This window comes from Microvirga roseola (assembly GCF_020866965.1).
GTDB classification, from domain to species: Bacteria; Pseudomonadota; Alphaproteobacteria; order Rhizobiales; family Beijerinckiaceae; genus Microvirga; species Microvirga roseola.
In genome coordinates this window covers 87,933-105,947 of sequence record NZ_JAJATX010000013.1, presented here as the reverse complement: position 1 = coordinate 105,947, position 18,015 = coordinate 87,933, and the positions used below count along the sequence as shown (strand labels likewise).

The following is an 18,015-nucleotide window of genomic DNA, read 5'->3' as shown; positions in this document are numbered from 1 at the left end:
ATCAGGAGGTAATTAGAACTCTAAACCTGCAACTGTAGTGCTAGACTAGCTTAGGGCAATGAGGTCGGCGCTTTCGGTACACCGATCAGGCCGCAACATGCGGCGAGCATGCGCTCCGCATTCGCAGACGTAAGACCGCAGCCGCTCATCCACGTCCGTCCGTGAACTGGATGAGATCCCAGAGGTTGCCGTAGAGATCCTCGAACACGGCCACGATGCCATAGGGCGCCTGCTCCGGTTCGCGAACGAAGCTGATGCCTGCCTTAACCATGGCTGCATGATCCCGCTGGAAATCATCGGTCTGAAGAAACAGGAAGACGCGGCCTCCGGCCTGATTGCCGATGAACGTCTCCTGATGAGCGGAGGAGGCGCGGGCCAGGAGCAGCGAGGTGCTTCCCTCTCCCGGGGGGCGAACAACGACCCAGCGCTTGTCCTGCTCCGGCTGATACGTGTCCTCGACCAGCTGGAACCGGAGCTTGTTGACGTAGAAGTCGATCGCTTCGTCGTAGTCACGAACGACAAGGGCGATATGCGCGATCCTCTGATTCAAGGCATTCTCCACACAGGTGCCGCAATCATCGGCAGCCGACAGCTGCGGACGAAGAGCCGGCGTGCTTGCGCAAACGAAACGGGCCTCCGAAGAGGCCCGTCCTGAATGCTCTTGCCGGTCGGCTTACTTCGTCGCCTGCTCGAACAGTTCCTCCACATGCTCCCAGTTCACGAGGCTGTCGAGGAAGGCCTTGAGGTAGTCGGGGCGACGGTTGCGGTAGTCGATGTAGTAGGAATGCTCCCACACGTCGCAGCCGAGGATCGGCTGGGCGCCGTGGACGAGGGGGTTCTCGCCGTTGGGCGTCTTCATGACGGTGATCTTGCCGTCCTTGACCGCAAGCCAGGCCCAGCCCGAACCGAACTGGCTGACGCCCGCCTGGATGAAGTCCTCCCTCATCTTGTCGACGGAGCCCAGATCCTCGACGATCTTCTTCTCGAGCTTGCCGGGAAGCGCGCCGCCGCCATTGGGCTTCATCCACATCCAGAAATGGATGTGGTTGTAGTGCTGTCCGGCATTGTTGAAGAGCGCCTGGTTCTTGCCGTAGGAGCCCTTCACGACCTCCTCGACACTCTTGCCCTCGAACTCCGTGCCCTTGAGCAGGTTGTTGCCGGTGTTCACATAGGCGGCATGATGCTTATCGTGGTGGAATTCCAGCGTCTCCCGCGACATATAGGGCTGCAGGGCATCGTAGGCATAAGGCAGTTCTGGCAGGGTGAACGACATCGGCGTCTCCTTTGAGGTTGAGCGACCTGTGCGTTAGTTAAAGCGGCCTGTGCCGGAGGGCAACGGCCAAGCTTCGGGCATTTTTCCTCCCAAGCTTTTCTTGAGATTGCCTTTCGCCTATAGAAGCATAGCTTCGCCTTCAAATCCTGTGGTTTTGCGTAACATGGAGACGGCATGATCATCGCCCTTTTCGCCCTCGCTCTTGCGATGATCGTCGGCGGGTTGCTCACTGCTTTCTTCGGCTGGGACATTGTCCTGATCGAACGTGGCTGGACGATGGTGATCGCCGGCACTTTCAGCGCGGCGAGCGGTGCGCTTCTGCTGGGCATCGCGGCTGCCATCAGGAAACTCGGCCAGATCCACGAAGCCCTTGCCCGCCTTCAGACCCTTCCTTCCGGACAAGGCGTCTCCGCTGCAACTGCCGCAACGGCCGGGCTCTCGCTGGCGGCGCTTGCGGGCGGCCTCGAGAACGAGGAGGAAGCCGAGCGGCGCGACGAGGATCAGGCGACACTGCCGCTTTTTGCGGACGAGGATAGGAGCGAAGGCGGCATCGCCGACCGGGAGCCTGCCGAGCGTCCCGCTCCCACCGAGCCCCGGGCGTTCCCGACCAGAAGGCCTTTCGAGACCGAACGATCCGAGGAGCAGGCATCTCTGGAGGCGAGGGTGCCGGGCTTCCTGCTGGCGGAGCGGACCCGCGAGACGGAGGTCGAGGTCCGGGTCGAAAACGCGGACGATTCCCTCTACGAGACCGAGCCTGCCGCCAGAGAATCCGAATCTCAGGTCGAAGCCGGGGAAGAGGATCGCGCGGAGGAGGTGACGCCGGCGGCCTGGCCCGAGGCATCCGACACCCCCGAGGCGCCTGCGGACGAGGCCGAGGAGGCGGAAGCCGATCTGGAGGAGGCCAGCTCCGCAACCGTCATAGGCACCTACAATTCCGGCGACAACCGCTACGTCATGTTCTCCGACGGCTCGATCGAGGCGGAGACGCCGCGCGGCAACTTCCGCTTCAGGTCCCTCGACGAGCTGAAGGAATTCATCGCCTCCGGCGGCGAGAGCGGCTCCTCGGCCGCCTGACGGGCCGAGGGTCTATTTCAGGAGCGGGGAGAGGGCGCGGAAGTCCTCCGTCGTGGCCCGCTCCAGCCATTCGAAGACAACCATTTCCGTCGTCACCCAATGGCAGCCCGCGTGGAGCAGGCGCGCGCAGGCTGCGCTGACGCTTTCGGCCGCGCGGCTCGACACGGCGTCGGCCGTGACGAACACGTCATACCCTGCCGTTCGCAGCTCCATGGCCGTCTGCAGCACGCAGACATGGGCCTCCGCTCCACAGATGACGATCTGGTCCCGTCCGCTGCCTCTCAGGGTCGAGACCCGCTCGGCGATCGCCTGATCGCCCGCCGCGGAAAAGCTCGTCTTCGGGAAGCTCATCATCTCTTCGGGAAGGGCATCGATCACCGCCTGAACGGTCGGTCCAAGGCCCTTCGGGTACTGCTCCGTGACGGTCACGGGAACACCCAGGCGCCCGGCGGCCTGAAGGAGAACGCCCGTGCGCCGGATCACCGCCTCGCCGTTCAGAATGGCGGGCATCAGCCGGGCCTGGAGATCGACGACGAGGAGATGCGAGCGCTTCGCGTTCAGCAGCATGGCGGCCTATTTGTTGTCCGGGTTGAAGATCGGAGGTTCGCCGGGGATCGGCATCACCATGGTGAAGCGCAGGCCTTCCTCCTGGAAGTCCATCTTCACATCGGCCTGCAACTGCGCGGTCAGCACCCGCTGCAGCAGGCGCGAGCCGAAGCCCTGGCGCGTCGGAAGGGAAACGCGCGGGCCCCCGCGCTCCGTCCACGAGAAATGCAGCACGCCCCGCTCGCCGCCCGGCTCAATGCGCCAACTGACCTCGACCTTCCCGCCGAAGGTGGAGAGCGCCCCGTGCTTGGCGGCGTTGGTGGTGAGCTCGTGGATCGCCATGCCGATGGGCACCGCCGCCTCGGAGGGCAGTTCCACGTGAGGCCCCTCGACGAGAACCTGGTTGCGCGCCTCGTCCTCATAGGGGCCGAGCTCGGTCTGGACCAGATCCTCCAGCGCGGCCTTCTGCCAGAGATCCTCCGTGAGCAGGTTATGGGTGCGGGCGAGCGAAACGATGCGCCCGACGAAACCCTGATAGAATTCGTCGATGCTCGACGCCGTGCGGGCCGTCGAGCCGACGATGGCCTGGACGGTGGCGAGCGTGTTCTTGACCCGGTGGTGCAGCTCCCGGATCAGGAGCTGCTGACGCGCCTCGGCCTGCTTATGCTTCGACACGTCGATATTGACGCCGATGATACGCGCCGGCTTGCGGTCCGGGCCGTATAGGACCGTCATGCTGCCCTCGATATGGCGGAAGCCTCCCTCAGGCATCAGGATGCGGTAGCTGAAGGGCAATTCCCGTTCGCCGCGAGCAGCGGCCTCCGCAAAGTCCTTCTCGAAGGCGGCGACATCGGCGGGGTGAACGCGGGTGCTCCAGCCCTCGTAGGTTCCCTCGAAGCTTCCCGGCTCGAGGTTGAACATGCGCTCCTGTTCCGACGTCCAGATGATCCGGCCGGTCGACACATCCCAGTCGAAGACGCCGATCCGGGCCGTGCGCTGGGCCAGGGCCAGACGCTCCTCGCTCTCGCGCAGGGCCGCCTCGGTTTCCTTGAGGTTGTGAATATCCACGCTCGTGCCGACCCAGCCCTTGAACTCTCCTGACGGGGAATGGATCGGCGCACCCTGGATCAGGTGCCAGCGATAGACGCCCTCATGGGACCTGTAGCGCGCCTCGGTCTCATAGGGCGTGTGCTGGCTGATGACCGTTTCCAGCTCCTTCGTCATCCGCGCCATGTCGTCGGGATGGATGGCATGCATCCAGCTGTGACCTAGCGCGTCTTCCGGAGAGAGGCCGGAATAGGTCACCCAGCGCTGGTTCGTATAGAGCAGCTCGACCTTGGGGTTGAGGATCCAGACGAGAGCGGGGAGGGATTCCGCGATGACCTTGAAGCGGGCGTCGGTCTCGCGCAGGTCGATTTCGGCGCGCGCCTTCTCCACCGCCGTCCAGGTCCGCTCGGCCACATCCTCGGCCAGGGACAGCTCGTCGCGCGACCAGGCGCGGGGCCCCGCCGAATGCAAGTACAGGATCGCCGTGAGCTTCTGATTCTTGAGCAGCGGGACCGCGAGGGCCGACCTCGCGTTGAGGGTGCTGTAGGCCGTCTGAACCTCGGGGTTGCTCGCGCGAGGATCGGTCCTGATGTCCTCCACATGAATGGGCCGGCCCTGGTTGAGCTCCGCCATCATTGTGGGCAGGAAGTCGTAGAGGCGATAGGCCCGGCCCTGGTTGCTGATGACGCCCTTGGACCACTCCCTCTCGACCAGGATGATGCCGCGCTCCTCGTCGACCTCGCCGTAGCCCGCGCAATCCACCTTCAGGAACTGACCCAGGCTCTGGGCGGTCGTTTCCATGATCGCGTCCGGGTCGTTCAGGTCCCGCAGCTGATCGTTCAGGTTCAGCAGGAATTCCTGGCGGCGCTGGGCCAGGTGGATCTCCTCCTTGATCTTCTCCCTTTCGGTGATGTCCTGAAAGACGCCGAAGAGGTGGGCGGGCTTGTCGCCATCGTACACGGCTCCGCCCTGCACCTGCACGCGGATGATGCGCCCGTCGGGCTTGATGAAGCGGTGGTCGATGTTGAAATGGGTCCTTGTCCTGACCCCGAAGGCGATGGCCTGCCGGATGCGCTCGAGGTCCCCGGGATGGAACATCTGCTCGAGCGCATCGTGCGTGAGCACCATGTCCTGTGGCAGGCCGAGGCTGAACTTGAACGTGGCCGAGCCGGTCATCTCGTCGGTTTCGAGGTTGCGGTCCCAGGCGCACAGCTTGCCGACCTCGAGCGCCATCTGCAGCTTGCCGTTGGCGACACGAAGGGCAGTCTGCGTCTCATGGAGCGCCTGCTCCGTCTCGCGAACGCGCTGCTCCAGCTCCGCGAGGCGCCGTTTGTCGTCTCTTTCCAGAGAAGCAACCTTGTTGGCCATTGGTTCAGTCGCCCCGTTGGGTCATGGACGCGTACGTTCCGATCGTTTCATTGCCTGCCCGGCAGCATATCCCATTCCAAGGGCTTGTTATATCAAGACATAGGGTCTCGCATCAGGTCTGAAACCCCCCGATGCACTTCAGGGCGAACGTATAGGCGAGCGCCACCTCTTCCAAGCGGTCGAAGCGGCCTGCGGCGCCTGCATGACCCGCCTCCATGTTGAGCTTGAGGAGGATCGGGCCGCCGCCGGTCATGGTGGCCCGGAGCCTCGCCACCCATTTCGCGGGCTCCCAGTAGGTCACGCGCGGATCCGTCAGCCCGGCCATGGTGAGGATCGCCGGATAGGCCTGGGGCTTCACGTTATCGTAGGGCGAGTAGGACAGGATCGTGCGGAAGGCGGCCTCGTCGGCGGCCGGATTGCCCCATTCCGGCCATTCGGGCGGGGTGAGGGGAAGCTCGCCGTCGAGCATGGTGTTGAGCACGTCGACGAAGGGCACCTCGGAGATGATGCCGGCGAAGAGGTCCGGCGCAAGGTTCGCCACCGCGCCCATGAGCATGCCGCCCGCGCTTCCGCCATGGGCGACAATCTGTCCGCGCGACGTGTAGCCCGCCTCGATCAGGGCCTCGCCGCAGGCGATGAAATCCCGGAACGTGTGCGTCTTCTTCTCGCGCTTGCCGTCGAGATACCAGCGCCAGCCTTTCTCCGTGCCGCCGCGGATATGGGCGATGGCATAGACGAAGCCCCGGTCCACGAGGGAGAGAATGCCCGTCCGGAAGCTCGCCGACATGGAGATCCCGTAGGAGCCGTAGCCGTAGAGGAGGCAGGGGGCCGAGCCGTCGAGGGCGGTCTCGCGCCGGTGGACGATGGAGATCGGCACCTTTTCCCCGTCCGGAGCCGTGGCGAAGAGGCGGCGCGTCACGTAGTCGGCCGGGTTGTGGCCGCTCGGGACCTCCTGCCGCTTGCGCAGCGTCCGCTCGCCCGTGACCAGGTCGTAATCCATGGTCTCGTTCGGCGTGGTCAGGGAGGAGTAGCGGTAGCGGATCACGTCCGTGTCGAATTCGTAGCCCGGATCGACGCCCAGCGAATAGGTCTCCTCGCCGAAGGCGATGGTCTCTTCCTTGCCCGTCGCGATCTCGCGCAGGACGATGCGGGGCTTCGCGTCCTCCCGCTCCAGGCGCACGAGGTAGCGGGCGAGCGCCATCACGAAGAGGATCATCGTGCCGGGCCTGTAGGGCACCAGATCGCGCCATTGGGCGCGACCGGGCGCGCTCACCGGGGCAGCGACGATCTTGAAGTCCTCGGCCCCGTCCGCATTGGTGAGGATGATGAGCTGATCGTCGTGATGCTCCACGTCGTACTGGAGCTGGGGCGTGCGGGGCTCCACGAGGCGGGGCGTCGCCGTCCGGTCGGAGCGGTCGATGAGCCAGACTTCCGAGGTCTCGTGGTCGCTGGCCTCGATCAGCACGAAGGCGTCCGACTGGGTGACGCCGAGCTTGACGAAGAAGCCGGGGTCCTTCTCCTCGTAGATCACCCTGTCCTCGGCCGCGGAGGACCCGACGAGGTGGCGCTTGACGCGCACGGGGCGGTGGTTCTCGTCGAGCTCCACATAGTAGAAGCCGGATGAGTCGTTGAGCCAGACCGCGCCGCCCGAGGTATTGGGAACCGCGTCGGGCAGGTCCGCGCCGCGTTCGAGATCCCGGACGCGGATGGTGAAGTATTCGGAGCCCTTGATGTCCGCTCCCCAGGCCATCAGGCGGTGATCGGGCGAGTGATCGGCCCCGCCGAGATCGAAGAAGGCGTGGCTGGCCGCCTCCTTGTCCCCGTCGAGCATGACCGTTTCCGCGCCGCCCTCGCGCGGCATGCGGCAGACGAGGGGATGCTGCCCGCCTTCGCGGTAGCGGATGAAGTAGGCGAAAGGACCGTCGGACTGGGGAACGGAGGAATCGTCCTCCTTGATGCGCCCGCGCATCTCCTCCACTAGCTGCTTCTGGAATTCCTCCGTTCCGGCGAACGCGGCGGCCGTATAGGCGTTCTCCTCCTCGAGGGCCCTCCGGATCGCGGGATCGAGCGCATCCGGGTTCTTCAGCACGTCCTTCCAGTTTTCAGCCTTCAACCAAGCGTAATCGTCATGGATTTGCACGCCGTGCACTTCAAAAGCATGTGTTTTGCGCGGCGTTGCCGGAGCCGGAGGCAAGCTGTGGGAAGGAAGGCGCTGGAGCGTCATGAAACCATCCGGAACGAATTGGCGGGGTGGGACGAGGTTATGAGTACATAACTCTGCTGTCCCTGAGCAGGTCCGTAACGAAAACCGCAGAATCGGGCAAATCGCGTGCGGAGGGGCTTTATAGCTACTTCTTCTGGTTAAGAATGTGTGAATTCACCGATTCGAGAATTTGACCTGCCGGACGGCTCGCCCTGTTGAGGTGCCGTTTTATTGCACAGTGAAAGTTGTCTGTCAGTTTTCCAAAGTTTTCCTGCCGAACATCTTGCCATTCGAGCGAATTTGACATACGTGGACGAACAGGCACGATTTCGGTGCGAGTACAGTGTGGTTCCAGGAAGAAGCAAGAATTGCTTCCGATGAGACTGCTCGAGGAATAGGTTGAGAAGCTTTTTCTGGGCTGTTGAAGGGGCCGGAAAGGAAGAAAATCAAAATGAGCGACAATATCGCTGCATCAAACTACATTGAACTGGCTGCGGATATCGTATCTGCCTATGTCAGCAACAATTCGGTTCCCTCCGCCGATCTTCCGACGCTCATCAACGACGTCCATTCGGCTCTCCTGCGTGTTGGCGGCGGCGCTGTCGAGGCTCCCGTCGAGGCTCCGAAGCCGGCTGTGCCGCTGAAGAAGTCCGTCACCCCGGACTACATCGTCTGCCTCGAAGACGGAAAGAAGTTCAAGTCGCTGAAGCGCCACCTGCGCACGCAGTACAATATGACGCCCGAGCAGTACCGCGAGAAGTGGGGCCTGCCCGTCGATTACCCGATGGTTGCCCCGAACTACGCCAAGGCACGCTCCGAGCTCGCCAAGGAAATGGGCCTCGGCCAGCAGCGCCGCAAGCGCCGTTCCTCGCGCAGCAGCAGCTGAGCCCTCACGGGTCCGACGACACGAGCCGCCCTTCGGGGCGGCTTTTTTATTGCGCTTTACTGGAGCGCAGGCTGGGCGCTGGCAGTGCCCTCACGAAGCGGGTTCGGTAGGCGGCGGGAGAGGTCCCGAGCCGGGTGCGGAAGTGGTGACGCAAGGTTGCCGAGGTGCCGAAGCCGGAGGCCATGGCGATGTCCTCGATGGAGTGGGACGTGGTCTCCAGAAGGTCGCGGGCGCGCACGATCCGCTCGGACAGAAGCCACTCGCCCGGCGGCATCCCGGTCGTCGCCTTGAACCGGCGCAGGAAGGTGCGCACGCTCATACCGGCTTCGGCGGCGAGCGCCGCCACCGGCTGCTCGTCCGAGAGCCGTGCCCGCATCCGGTCGAGCAGGGGACCGAGCCGGACCCCTTCCCGGCGAGGCGGGACGGGCCGCTCCACGAACTGCGCCTGTCCGCCCTCCCGGTGCGGAGGCACGACGAGGCGGCGGGCCAGGCGGTTGGCGGCCTCGGGCCCGAAATCGTGGCGCACTACATGCAGGCAGAGATCGATGCCCGCCGCGCTGCCGGCGGAGGTGAGCACGCTGCCCTCGTCCACATAGAGCACGTCCGGCTCGACCCTGATGTCCGGATAGGCGGCCGCAAGCTGTTCCGCATAATGCCAGTGAGTCGTCGCCCGCTTGCCCGACAGGAGCCCGGCCGCCGCCAGGACGAAGACGCCGGAGCAGATGGACAGGAGCCGGGCGCCACGCTCATGGGCGCGCCTGAGGCCTTCAAGCAGGGGCGCGGGCGCAGGTTCCAAAGGCCCGCCGCGCCAGCCCGGGACGACGATCGTGCCCGCTTCCTCCAGGAGTTCGAGCCCGCCATCCGCCGTGATCGTGAAGCCGCCCGTGGCCCTCAAGGGGCCCGGATCCACGGCGCAGGCCGCGAAGCGGTACCAGTCGGGACCCATCTCGGGGCGGGGCAGACCGAAGACCTCCGTGGCGATGCCGAACTCGAAGGTACAGAGGCGGTCATAGGTGAGGGCGACGACGAGGCGGTTTGGCATGATGTTTACGCACGTTGGCAGGAGCGCCACTTTTCAGCATGGCCGGGAAGGGCGAGCCTGACAACGGCTTTCCCAAGGAGGTTCCCATGCCGGCCAGCACCGTTTCCGCCATTGCCCCCGCCGTGCCCGCCCGTGCCGCAGAGCACTTCGCGGCCCGTCTTTCCTTCGAGACCGACTGCGCAGACGTGCATGAGGCGCTTGAGAACGGGCCGGTCGATTTCGTGCTCCTCGACGTGCGCGGGCCGAACTCCTATGCGCGCGCCCATGTGCCGGGGGCCATCAACCTGCCGCATCGGGAGATGACGGCGGAGCGCATGGCCCCCTGGCCCATGGAGACCCTGTTCGTGGTCTACTGCGCAGGTCCCCATTGCAACGGAGCGGATCGGGCCGCCCTGCGGCTCGCCTCGCTGGGGCGGCCGGTGAAGATCATGCTCGGCGGCCTCACGGGCTGGGCCGACGAGGGCTTCGTCTTCGCTCATGGCCGGGAGCCCGGAGCCGTCACTGAAACTTCCGCCGCGTGACGATTGTGAAAGGGCTCCTCGCCGTAGAGGCGAGGGGCCGATCGCGGCGGAAGCAAGGTCGGAGGAGCCTACGCCGCACTTATCCTCGCAATTGTCAACAATTCCGTTTCTCGTTGACTCCTAGGAATCCGGCCCCACTATCAGAGGTAGAGAGGCTGCGTCTCTCTGGTTATTTTTTATGGAACAAAACATGGACAAAGACGAGAATGATTGGGATCACCAGGACATTGCCAGGCAAGATTCTTCGCACCCTCCACTTGGCCGCCGCAGCCCGCGGAAGAAGGCGAAGACGGAGAAAACGACCAAGGCCGATTCCCTCGCCAGGGATGCGGACCGGCTCCTCGCGGGGCTGGACCGGCCGGAATCACAGGCCCTGACCGACCCGACGGACGAGGGGAGCGTGATTCTCCACAGGAGGCGCGCAGGCATTTCCGTGGGCGCGGGGCGCTTCGCCCTCGCCGTCGCTGACAGCCTTGCCCGCCGGGACCTCGCACGCTGGCATCGCGCCGCCTCGGGCCAGCGGATCCTGCGCCTGACGGAGGCGGGGCGAGCCTATTTTGCGCCGCATAAACGCGCCGGCGCCCGGGACGTCTTTCTTTCACCAGCATCGCGAGACGGAGACCGCCACTGTCGAGACAGAGGCCGGTCCCGCGCGCGTGCGGGTGGATGCGGAGGAGAGCCCCCTCGACTGGCTGCGCCGCCGCAAGGGACGTAACGGAGAGCCGATGATCGACGAGGCCTCCTACCAGGCAGGCGAGCGGCTGCGCATGGACATAGTGCTTGCAGGCCTCCTGCCGGGCGTCACCTCCCGCTGGGATGCCATGCCGCGGAGCGCCGGTCCCGTTTCGCCTTCCGACTCGACCGACCGCATGATCGCCGCGCGCCAGCGGCTGCGCAGCGCCTTCGATGCGGTGGGAGCCGATTTCAGCGATCTCCTGATGGATCTCTGCGGCTTCATGAAGGGGCTGGAATTGATCGAGCGCGAGCGCCGCTGGCCGCCGCGCTCGGCCAAGGTCGTGGTGCGCCTCGCTCTTGCGCGGCTGGCCGAGCACTACGGGATCGAGGCATCGGCGCGAGGCCCCGCAGCATCGCGCGGCATCCGGTCCTGGAAGGCGGTGGTGATCGAGGGCGGTCGGGTCTGACCGGTTTCGTCAAGGCATGGCCGGGCGCGTCCCGGCCATGAGGATTCCTATGCTATGACGCGGTAGCCGCGACCTGTGCGTCGCGGCGGATGCGCTCGACCATGGACCTTACGCCGTTCGAGCGCTGGGGCGTCAGGTGCTCCGATAGCCCCAGTTCCTTGAACAGGCCGAGAGCATCGACGGAGAGGGCTTCCGGCGGGGTCCTGCCGTTGTAGAGCGAGATCAGGAGCGCCACGAGCCCGCGCACGATATGGGCGTCGCTTTCGCCGACGAGATGGAGCACGGGCTCGCCCCGGCTGCGGTCGAGGCTTGTCTGGAGCCAGACCTGGCTCGCGCAGCCCTGCACCTTGTTGGCGTCCGTGTGCGCCTCTTCAGGAAGGGGCTCCATCATCCGGCCCAGCTCGATGATGTAGCGGTAGCGCTCTTCCCACTCATCGAGCAGTTCGAAGTTGGAGACGATTTCGTCGATACTCGGCAGCATGGCATTCCTGCATTCTCTGCCGGTCATATAGGCATTCGCGAAGCGTTTGGCGAATACCCGATCAGCCGCGCGGCTTCTGGCCTTCACCGCGCCAGGCGGGCTGCAGGTCATCGGTCTCCAGTGTGTCCCGCGGCGCGTGCGCCGGCTGGGTCAGGCCCGAGGTGGTGAGGATCCTCTCGAGCACAGCCTGCTTGGCGCTTTCGGGGAGGGCCTGCCACATGGCCTCCAGGCGACCCGGGCCGTCGACCGGGGCGGGCGCGGCGGGTGCCTCTCCGTCGCCCTCGCGCGTCAGAAGCGAGTCGATGGTCATGTCCGCATCGCCGGTCTGGCGAGCGGGCGAGTAGTAGAAGATCACGCCGACGATGAGGATGAAGCGCAGGATCGAGAACATGGGTGGCTTTTGGTTGCCCAGGGAGGGTCTGACTTGCTGCATCATAACGTGCCGACCGGGACCCGGCGCGAGAACCTGCCAACAGGATGAATGAAGGGTAAACATCGGCCGGCAGGCTTTAAGACATTGAAATCGGAAGCATAAAATCCGCCCATGAGTCTGCTGTCCGGCTCCCGCGCAGGGCGAGCGGACGCGAGCGGCATGGGTTTGCTGAGAAGAGGGGCGCGCTTTTAGGGTTCGTTTAAACGGCGCCTGTCAGGCTGGAAGAAGGAGACAACAGGAGCGGCGGGACATCTCCGCAGGCAACGTGCAGACGGATCCGGTCAGGCGGCATCGTGCGATGAAGCCGCGGGACTTGTCGTGCGGGCGTTGCGCTCCAACCATAACCTGATGGCTCTAACACGGGATGATCCCCTTGCGTGAAGCTCTTGCCGCCCGACCCGACGACGATTTCGTAGTGTCCGCTCCCGTGAGGCGGAAACCGGCGATCAGACGACAAAGGAAAGTCGGCGTCGGCGAGCGGATCATGTCCTTCGTCTTCCGCTACCCCGGCCGCATGGCCGCTGCACTCTTTCTGACGGGGTGCGGCGGCGCGATCGCGTGGAATGCACTCGTGCTGCAACAGGCGCATCATCCGGCGCCGTTGTTCAGCCAGCGGGAATTGCCGCCCTATGAGATCGCGCCTGCGCCCGAGCCGGAGGTCTATGTCGACCAGCCTCTGCCGCCGGCGCGGCCGAACGCATCCACACCCGATGCTCATCCCTTCTTCTCCCCCGAGCCGCAGGCGGCGACGCCGGCACCCGCGCAGACCGTTGCGGCCCCGCGTCCTCCCGTACGCAGCGGCATCACGAACCTGATCCGCAACGGCGGCGAGGCCGCTCCTGCGCGAAATGCGCCGCCGGCCCCCGCCGCGCCCGCGAGGGCGCGGACGGTGCGCGATCCCATCGGCGAGATCATCCGCATGGGCGGTCCGGTGCCCATGCCGCCCGCCAATGTCGGCCGGACCGATCCCGGCGATCTGGTGCTGGCCGGTCAGCGCGCGCTCGCGCGGCTCGGCTATGGCGTGACCGTCGACGGCATCATGGGATCGGAAACGCGCCAGGCGATCCAGCGATTCGAGCAGGACCGCAACCTGCCCGTGACGGGCCAGCTCAACGGCCGCACCGCGCGCGAACTCTCCACCCTCTCGGGCATTCCGGTTCAGTAGTGGCCCGGCTCCGCTCCGACTTCTGGGTCTCCGCCTATCTGCGCCGCTGTGCGGTAGAGGGAGTCGACGCCGTCCTGCGCAAGCGCGGTGCGGCCGAAGCCGGAGCGATCTTCGTGAAGGTCGATCATCTCGAGGGAACGGCGAGCCTCTACGGGCCCGCGCCGCAATTGTTTCTCGACGAGAGCGGCGAGCGTCTCTTCACGCCCATCCTGCAATCGGTGACTCCTCTCGATGTGGAGGAGCGCATGACCCGCGAGCTGCGCTTCGATACCGATCTCTGGCTCGTGGAGGTCGACGACCGCGCGGGCCGGCATTTCCTCGACCTCGCGCCGGAATGACCCACGCCGATGCGAGTCATCGGCGGCACATTGTGACCTTCCGCACGCCGCAAGGAATTTGAGCGTAACGCTGCGGAACAGAAGCGCAGCGGCGGATGTTGTTTTCATGTCAGACGGGACCTTTTTCATTCGCACTGATGCGAGACGAGGCCCCTCGGAAACGGTCTGTTAACCATAAGTCCTTTTGTGTGAGGCAGTCGTCGCGGCAGGTGATGGTGTGAAAGAGGAGGGCATGATGCATGACGTCTGGACGAGGTCGCCGGGAGTGGTGATCGCATTTCCCGATCCTGACGAGCGCCCGCAGCGCCCGAGCCTTTCGGCCGACGAGCGGCGCGGCGAGATCCTTCTCTTCACGGGCGTGCGTTACGAGCGCCCCGCGCCGACACCCGGCCCGTCCCGGCCCTTCGCGTCCAACGGCCCCAGCCGCCGCCGTTCCTGACGCATCAGCCTGCACGATGACATGACGCCGGCCGCGGCGTCAGTCGCCTGTCCTGCCCAGATCCTGCACCATCAGCACCGCATCCACGCCGTAGCTCGCGAGCTTCGTTTCGAGGCCTGCGTGAGAAACGGCGCGAAAGCCCATCCTCTCCCAGAATGCCTGCGAGCGGTTCACCGCGACCAGCGAGAGATTGCCGAAGCCTTCGCTTCGCGCCTTATCCACCAGCCGCTCGACGCCGCGCGCCGCGTGGCCCCGTCCGCGCGTTTCCGGCAGCAGGGCGACGTCGTGAAGGTAATAGGTGGTGGCATTCCGGGGGATCGCGCCGAGCCGTGAGTTGAGGGGCGGCGGTTCGCCGAACCGCCAGGGATGCGTGAGCGCGTAGCCGACAAGGCGTCCCTCTTCGGCAAGCACGAGACAGCCCTGCGGATAGAGGCGCAGGCGCTCCACGAAAACATCCATGTCTTCCGGGAAGTTCACGTGGATCTTATCCGCAAGGATCTTCGCGGCTTCGAGGTCCTGCTCCGTCATGGAGCGCCAGGGCATCTCAGGCCTGGCCCTGGTCGGTCGTGCAGGACACCGCCTTCGCCGCCGCCTCTGCCTGCGGGCGCAGGCTCGGAGTGGGAGCCGCGACACGCACGAGCACGAAGCCCTGCTGCGAGGGGGAGACGATGCGCACGTCCCGCGAGGGATCGTTCTCGTCTTCGGCGGCACGCGCCTCATCGAGCTGGCGCGCCATCATGGCGACGATTTCGAGCTCGCCGCGAATGGACGCGCGATCCGTGATGGCGAAGAACACGCCGCCCGTCTCCGTGTGGAAGGAGAAGGACAGGAAGGACGATCCCGCCTTCGCGGCCACGCGCATCGGCCCTTCGCGGAGGTCGAAGGTGCAGGCGGCAACTGCGATGGCCGGGTCGGGAAGAGGGAGCCAAGTGTTCCGCCCGCCGGGCGCGCCGATGAGCTGCGCACTGTCCGACACGACGCTCGACTGCACCTTCGCGAAGGCATCCTGCTCAGCAAGCACCGGGCTTGCGAGGATCGCCGCAATGTGGACCCCGACCGCCAGGACGAGGCCGCAGAGCGTTGCGAGGAGGAAGCGACCGAAAAAGCTCATGCTCCGCACTCCAGGCGCTCGATTGAGGGGAAGACGGTGTCGTCACTCAGGATCGAGCCTGCGGCGCCGGGTGGATCGTAGAGGCGCAGGGCGATGGTGAAGGGGCCGGACGCCGGCAGCTGGAGCCAGTTGCCGGGCTGCAGGCTGCGGGCCATGGCGATCTGGAAGCGGTCCTGGCTGTCGCGGATGACTTCCGCCGACGTGAAGCCGCTGCGCCCCAGTTCGGAATTCACCAGCCGGCCCGCTTCGTCATAGGCGGTCAGCGTCCACAGCCGCGCGGCGGGAACGGTGAACCCGATGCGGTAGGCACAGGCAGAGTCGAGCCTGCGCTCCTCGCTGTCGACGGCCGCAATCAGGGTCAGGCCTTCTCCGGCGGCAAGCGGGACCTCGCCGCGGCGGGCCATGATCGCGCGCATGTAGGGATCGGCCTCCGGCGAGCCGAGCTTCGGCCATGCCTTCCAAGGCCCGAGCCGCACGACGCCGAAGGGCGGTTCCTCGTTCATGACCCAGTAGGCCGAGCCGAGGCCGAGCCCCAGCGCGAGCAGGACAGCGTAAAGAACCAGGAGGACGTTCGAAAGCGATCTGATGGACACGAGCCGTTCTGAAAGCGACGAGGCGCGCATGGAAACGGCCTCGGAGGCTTTGGTCAATAGTGCGCCGCCGGTCATTCTTAGGGCATCGCAACCTGGCGGACGGCAGCGACCGACTCCGTCGCCGGGGCGGACGCGCGCGAAGTGTCCGCGGCACTGATCGTCGGAGCAGACCGCGCGGCCGACTGGAACAAGTTTCCGAGATCGCCCAGCACCTCATAGGACCGGCGCGACAGGGTGCCGGCGAGGTAGGACTGCGCGATGCTCGACGTCTGGTCGACGGACTTCCCGTTCGACGAGGCGACCTTCGCCGCACCGTCCGGCTCGAGACCGGGCATCGGGCGGATTTCCAGGTTCTGATGGGCGACGGTCATCACGTCGTGCCAGGTCATGGCAGGCACCGATCCGCCGGTCATGTTGTTCATGGGCTTGAAGTCATCGTTGCCATACCAGACGCCGGCGACGAGGTTGCCGGTATAGCCGACGAACCAGGCATCCTTGTAGCCGTTGGTCGTGCCGGTCTTGCCGGCGGCCCTGATGCCTTCGAGAGCCGCGCGCCGGCCGGTGCCTTCCTCGACCACCTTGTTCAGCATGAAGTTCATGTCCTCCACGACGTGCTTCTCGAGCACCTGCTTGGGCTCGACGGCCTTGTCGCGACGGTAGATGACCTCGCCGGCGGAGTTGCGGATCTCCCAGGCGGCATAGGGCTCGGCCCGGCGACCGCCATTGGCGAAGACCGCATAGGAAGCCGCCATGTCGATCACCGTGGTCTCCGCCGCCCCGATGGGCAGAGAGCTCGAATCCGTGAGCGGGTGGGTGAGGCCCATGCGCCGGGCGGTATCGATGATGATTGCGCGGCCTGCCTTGGCATTACCCTTGCCGATCTCCAGGGACATGCGCACCGGGATCGAATTGATCGAGCGCGCGAGCGCCGAAGTCAGGGACATGGAGCCCGAGAACGAGCGGCCGTAGTTCTGCGGGCACCAGTTCCCGAGGCAGATCGGCCTGTCGACGACGGTGGAATTGGGCCGCAGCTTGTCGTTTGTGGTCATGGCGGCGGCATAGACGAAGGGCTTGAAGGACGAGCCTGGCTGCCGCAGCGCGTCGGTCGCGCGGTTGAACTGGCTCTGGCCGTAATCCCGTCCGCCGACGATGGCGCGAACCGCGCCGTCCACGTCCATCACGGCGATGGCGCCCTGGCCGACCTTGTACTGGCGTCCGTGCTGGCGGAGCATGTTCTCGAGCGTCTGCTCCGAGTGCCGCTGGAGGTTGGAATCGAGCGGCGTCTTCACGATGAGCACGCGGTCGTCGCCGAGCTTCTTCTCTCCGGCCAGCGCCTTCACCTGCTCGAAAGCCCAGTCGAGATAATAGTCCGGCGTCGTCTCGCGGCTGCGATTGACGGGAGTGGCGGGATTGCGGCGCGCCGTCTGGATCTGGCCCTCGGTGAGGAAGCCAGCCTCGACCATGTTGCGCAGCACGTCGTTGGCGCGCGCGCGCGCGGCGGGCAGGTTGATGTGCGGCGCATATTTCGTCGGGGCCTTGAACAGGCCCGCCAGCATGGCGGATTCCGCCAGGGTGAGTTCCTTGGCCGGCTTGCTGAAATAGTAATCCGCCGCCGCCACCACGCCGTGCGCGCCGCCGCCCATATAGGCGCGGTCGAGGTACAGCTTCAGGATCTCGTCCTTGGTCAGGTGGAACTCGAGCCAGATGGCCAGGAACGCTTCCTTGATCTTGCGTTCGAGGGAGCGCTCATTGGTGAGAAAGAGGTTCTTGGCGAGCTGCTGCGTGATCGAGGAGCCGCCCTGGACCACGCCGCCGCCCTGGGCATTGACGAGCAGGGCGCGGAAGGTGCCGATGGGATCGATGCCCCAATGCTCGTAGAAGCGCCGGTCCTCGGTCGCCAGCGCCGCCTTGATCATGTAGTCGGGGAAGTCTTCGAGCTTGTAGGAATCGTCGAGATGCAGGCCGCGCCGGCCGACTTCCTTGCCGTGGCGGTCGAGGAAGGTGACCGCAAGGTCCTGCGTCTTGAGCCAGTCGCTCTCCGTCTCCCGGAAGGCGGGGAGCGCGAGCGCCAGCATGACCACGCTGCCGGCCGCGCCGAGCGTCACCGCTTCGCTGGTCAGGTCGAGAACGACGCGCGGAGCGCCGCGAAAGCGCAGGCACTTGAGCTTCTCGGAATAGCCTTCCCAGCCGCGCGCAAGCAGCCGCCGGCTCTCGAAAAGGGTCGAGTTGAGCCAGGCATCGAAGCCCAGCGCAGCGCGCTTGAGCCGTGTCGAGAGGGGGGTGGGGGGATGCTGGCGCACGGTGATCCTTCGGAGGCGGGGGAAGGGCCCGCCGTGTCATGTTATGACGGTTG

19 protein-coding genes are annotated in these 18,015 nt (G+C 65.6%); 7 read left to right on the top strand and 12 right to left on the bottom strand.

Features of this window, described 5'->3' with window-relative positions:
- Positions 1 to 145: 145 nt before the first annotated feature.
- Together LG661_RS10830 and LG661_RS10825 are read right to left on the bottom strand one after the other, a co-directional pair.
- Positions 146 to 550: a VOC family protein gene (locus LG661_RS10830; protein ID WP_230531894.1), complete on the bottom strand. Its 405-nt coding sequence runs from the start codon at positions 548 to 550 to the stop codon at positions 146 to 148.
- A gap of 123 nt (positions 551 to 673) precedes the next feature.
- On the bottom strand, positions 674 to 1,273 hold the full coding sequence (locus tag LG661_RS10825) for a superoxide dismutase (protein ID WP_230531893.1): 600 nt from the start codon (positions 1,271 to 1,273) through the stop codon (positions 674 to 676).
- Between the two features lie 174 nt (positions 1,274 to 1,447).
- On the opposite strand from LG661_RS10825, the gene LG661_RS10820 reads away from it, so the two are divergent.
- Positions 1,448 to 2,347 carry a hypothetical protein gene (locus LG661_RS10820; protein WP_230531892.1) on the top strand — a complete coding sequence of 300 codons (900 nt, stop codon included), beginning with the start codon at positions 1,448 to 1,450 and terminating at the stop codon, positions 2,345 to 2,347.
- Positions 2,348 to 2,359: 12 nt separating this feature from the next.
- Here LG661_RS10820 and LG661_RS10815 read toward each other — a convergent pair whose 3' ends face one another.
- The 3 genes from LG661_RS10815 to LG661_RS10805 all read right to left on the bottom strand — a co-directional run bounded on the left by LG661_RS10815 (position 2,360) and on the right by LG661_RS10805 (position 7,532).
- Complete coding sequence (locus LG661_RS10815; RefSeq protein ID WP_230531891.1) at positions 2,360 to 2,914, bottom strand: isochorismatase family protein; 555 nt, start codon at positions 2,912 to 2,914, stop codon at positions 2,360 to 2,362.
- Between the two features lie 6 nt (positions 2,915 to 2,920).
- On the bottom strand, positions 2,921 to 5,308 hold the full coding sequence (locus LG661_RS10810) for a PAS domain-containing protein (RefSeq protein ID WP_230531890.1): 2,388 nt from the start codon (positions 5,306 to 5,308) through the stop codon (positions 2,921 to 2,923).
- Between the two features lie 112 nt (positions 5,309 to 5,420).
- Positions 5,421 to 7,532, bottom strand: coding sequence for a S9 family peptidase (locus LG661_RS10805; protein ID WP_230531889.1), 2,112 nt, complete (start codon positions 7,530 to 7,532; stop codon positions 5,421 to 5,423).
- A 430-nt stretch (positions 7,533 to 7,962) separates the two neighbouring features.
- On the opposite strand from LG661_RS10805, the gene LG661_RS10800 reads away from it, so the two are divergent.
- Positions 7,963 to 8,397: a MucR family transcriptional regulator gene (locus LG661_RS10800; protein WP_230531888.1), complete on the top strand. Its 435-nt coding sequence runs from the start codon at positions 7,963 to 7,965 to the stop codon at positions 8,395 to 8,397.
- Positions 8,398 to 8,443: 46 nt separating this feature from the next.
- Here LG661_RS10800 and ftrA read toward each other — a convergent pair whose 3' ends face one another.
- Entirely contained in the window at positions 8,444 to 9,460 is a 1,017-nt protein-coding gene (ftrA, locus tag LG661_RS10795) for a transcriptional regulator FtrA (protein WP_407666695.1), read from the bottom strand.
- A 65-nt stretch (positions 9,461 to 9,525) separates the two neighbouring features.
- On the opposite strand from ftrA, the gene LG661_RS10790 reads away from it, so the two are divergent.
- Entirely contained in the window at positions 9,526 to 9,960 is a 435-nt protein-coding gene (locus tag LG661_RS10790) for a rhodanese-like domain-containing protein (RefSeq protein ID WP_230531886.1), read from the top strand.
- Positions 9,961 to 10,517: 557 nt separating this feature from the next.
- Positions 10,518 to 11,102, top strand: coding sequence for a DUF6456 domain-containing protein (locus LG661_RS10785; protein WP_230531885.1), 585 nt, complete (start codon positions 10,518 to 10,520; stop codon positions 11,100 to 11,102).
- Positions 11,103 to 11,154: 52 nt separating this feature from the next.
- On the opposite strand, the gene LG661_RS10780 is transcribed toward LG661_RS10785, so the two are convergent.
- Together LG661_RS10780 and LG661_RS10775 are read right to left on the bottom strand one after the other, a co-directional pair.
- Positions 11,155 to 11,583, bottom strand: coding sequence for a SufE family protein (locus LG661_RS10780; RefSeq protein ID WP_230531884.1), 429 nt, complete (start codon positions 11,581 to 11,583; stop codon positions 11,155 to 11,157).
- 61 nt (positions 11,584 to 11,644) lie between these two features.
- Positions 11,645 to 12,016 carry a hypothetical protein gene (locus LG661_RS10775; protein WP_230531883.1) on the bottom strand — a complete coding sequence of 124 codons (372 nt, stop codon included), beginning with the start codon at positions 12,014 to 12,016 and terminating at the stop codon, positions 11,645 to 11,647.
- Positions 12,017 to 12,389: 373 nt separating this feature from the next.
- Between LG661_RS10775 and LG661_RS10770 the strand changes: the two genes are divergently transcribed.
- The 3 genes from LG661_RS10770 (at position 12,390) to LG661_RS10760 (ending at position 13,958) form a co-directional block, all read left to right on the top strand.
- Positions 12,390 to 13,181, top strand: coding sequence for a peptidoglycan-binding domain-containing protein (locus tag LG661_RS10770; RefSeq protein WP_230531882.1), 792 nt, complete (start codon positions 12,390 to 12,392; stop codon positions 13,179 to 13,181).
- Positions 13,181 to 13,519 (top strand): DUF1491 family protein, encoded by a 339-nt coding sequence (locus LG661_RS10765; protein WP_230531881.1) that lies wholly within the window; start codon positions 13,181 to 13,183, stop codon positions 13,517 to 13,519. Before LG661_RS10770 ends, LG661_RS10765 begins: the two co-directional genes overlap by 1 nt.
- Before the next feature lie 232 nt (positions 13,520 to 13,751).
- The gene (locus tag LG661_RS10760; RefSeq protein WP_230531880.1) at positions 13,752 to 13,958 is read left to right on the top strand and encodes a hypothetical protein; all 207 of its coding nucleotides are present in this window, start codon (positions 13,752 to 13,754) and stop codon (positions 13,956 to 13,958) included.
- A gap of 39 nt (positions 13,959 to 13,997) precedes the next feature.
- On the opposite strand, the gene LG661_RS10755 is transcribed toward LG661_RS10760, so the two are convergent.
- Genes LG661_RS10755 through LG661_RS10740 form a run of 4 tightly spaced genes read right to left on the bottom strand, consistent with a single transcriptional unit; the run spans position 13,998 to position 17,962 of the window.
- Positions 13,998 to 14,486: a GNAT family N-acetyltransferase gene (locus tag LG661_RS10755; protein WP_230531879.1), complete on the bottom strand. Its 489-nt coding sequence runs from the start codon at positions 14,484 to 14,486 to the stop codon at positions 13,998 to 14,000.
- A gap of 16 nt (positions 14,487 to 14,502) precedes the next feature.
- Positions 14,503 to 15,069 carry a DUF1254 domain-containing protein gene (locus tag LG661_RS10750; protein ID WP_230531878.1) on the bottom strand — a complete coding sequence of 189 codons (567 nt, stop codon included), beginning with the start codon at positions 15,067 to 15,069 and terminating at the stop codon, positions 14,503 to 14,505.
- Positions 15,066 to 15,719 (bottom strand): DUF1214 domain-containing protein, encoded by a 654-nt coding sequence (locus tag LG661_RS10745; RefSeq protein WP_230531877.1) that lies wholly within the window; start codon positions 15,717 to 15,719, stop codon positions 15,066 to 15,068. The genes LG661_RS10750 and LG661_RS10745 overlap by 4 nt, the downstream gene beginning before the upstream one ends.
- Positions 15,720 to 15,739: 20 nt before the next feature.
- Positions 15,740 to 17,962, bottom strand: coding sequence for a transglycosylase domain-containing protein (locus LG661_RS10740; RefSeq protein ID WP_230531876.1), 2,223 nt, complete (start codon positions 17,960 to 17,962; stop codon positions 15,740 to 15,742).
- Between the last annotated feature and the right edge of the window lie 53 nt (positions 17,963 to 18,015).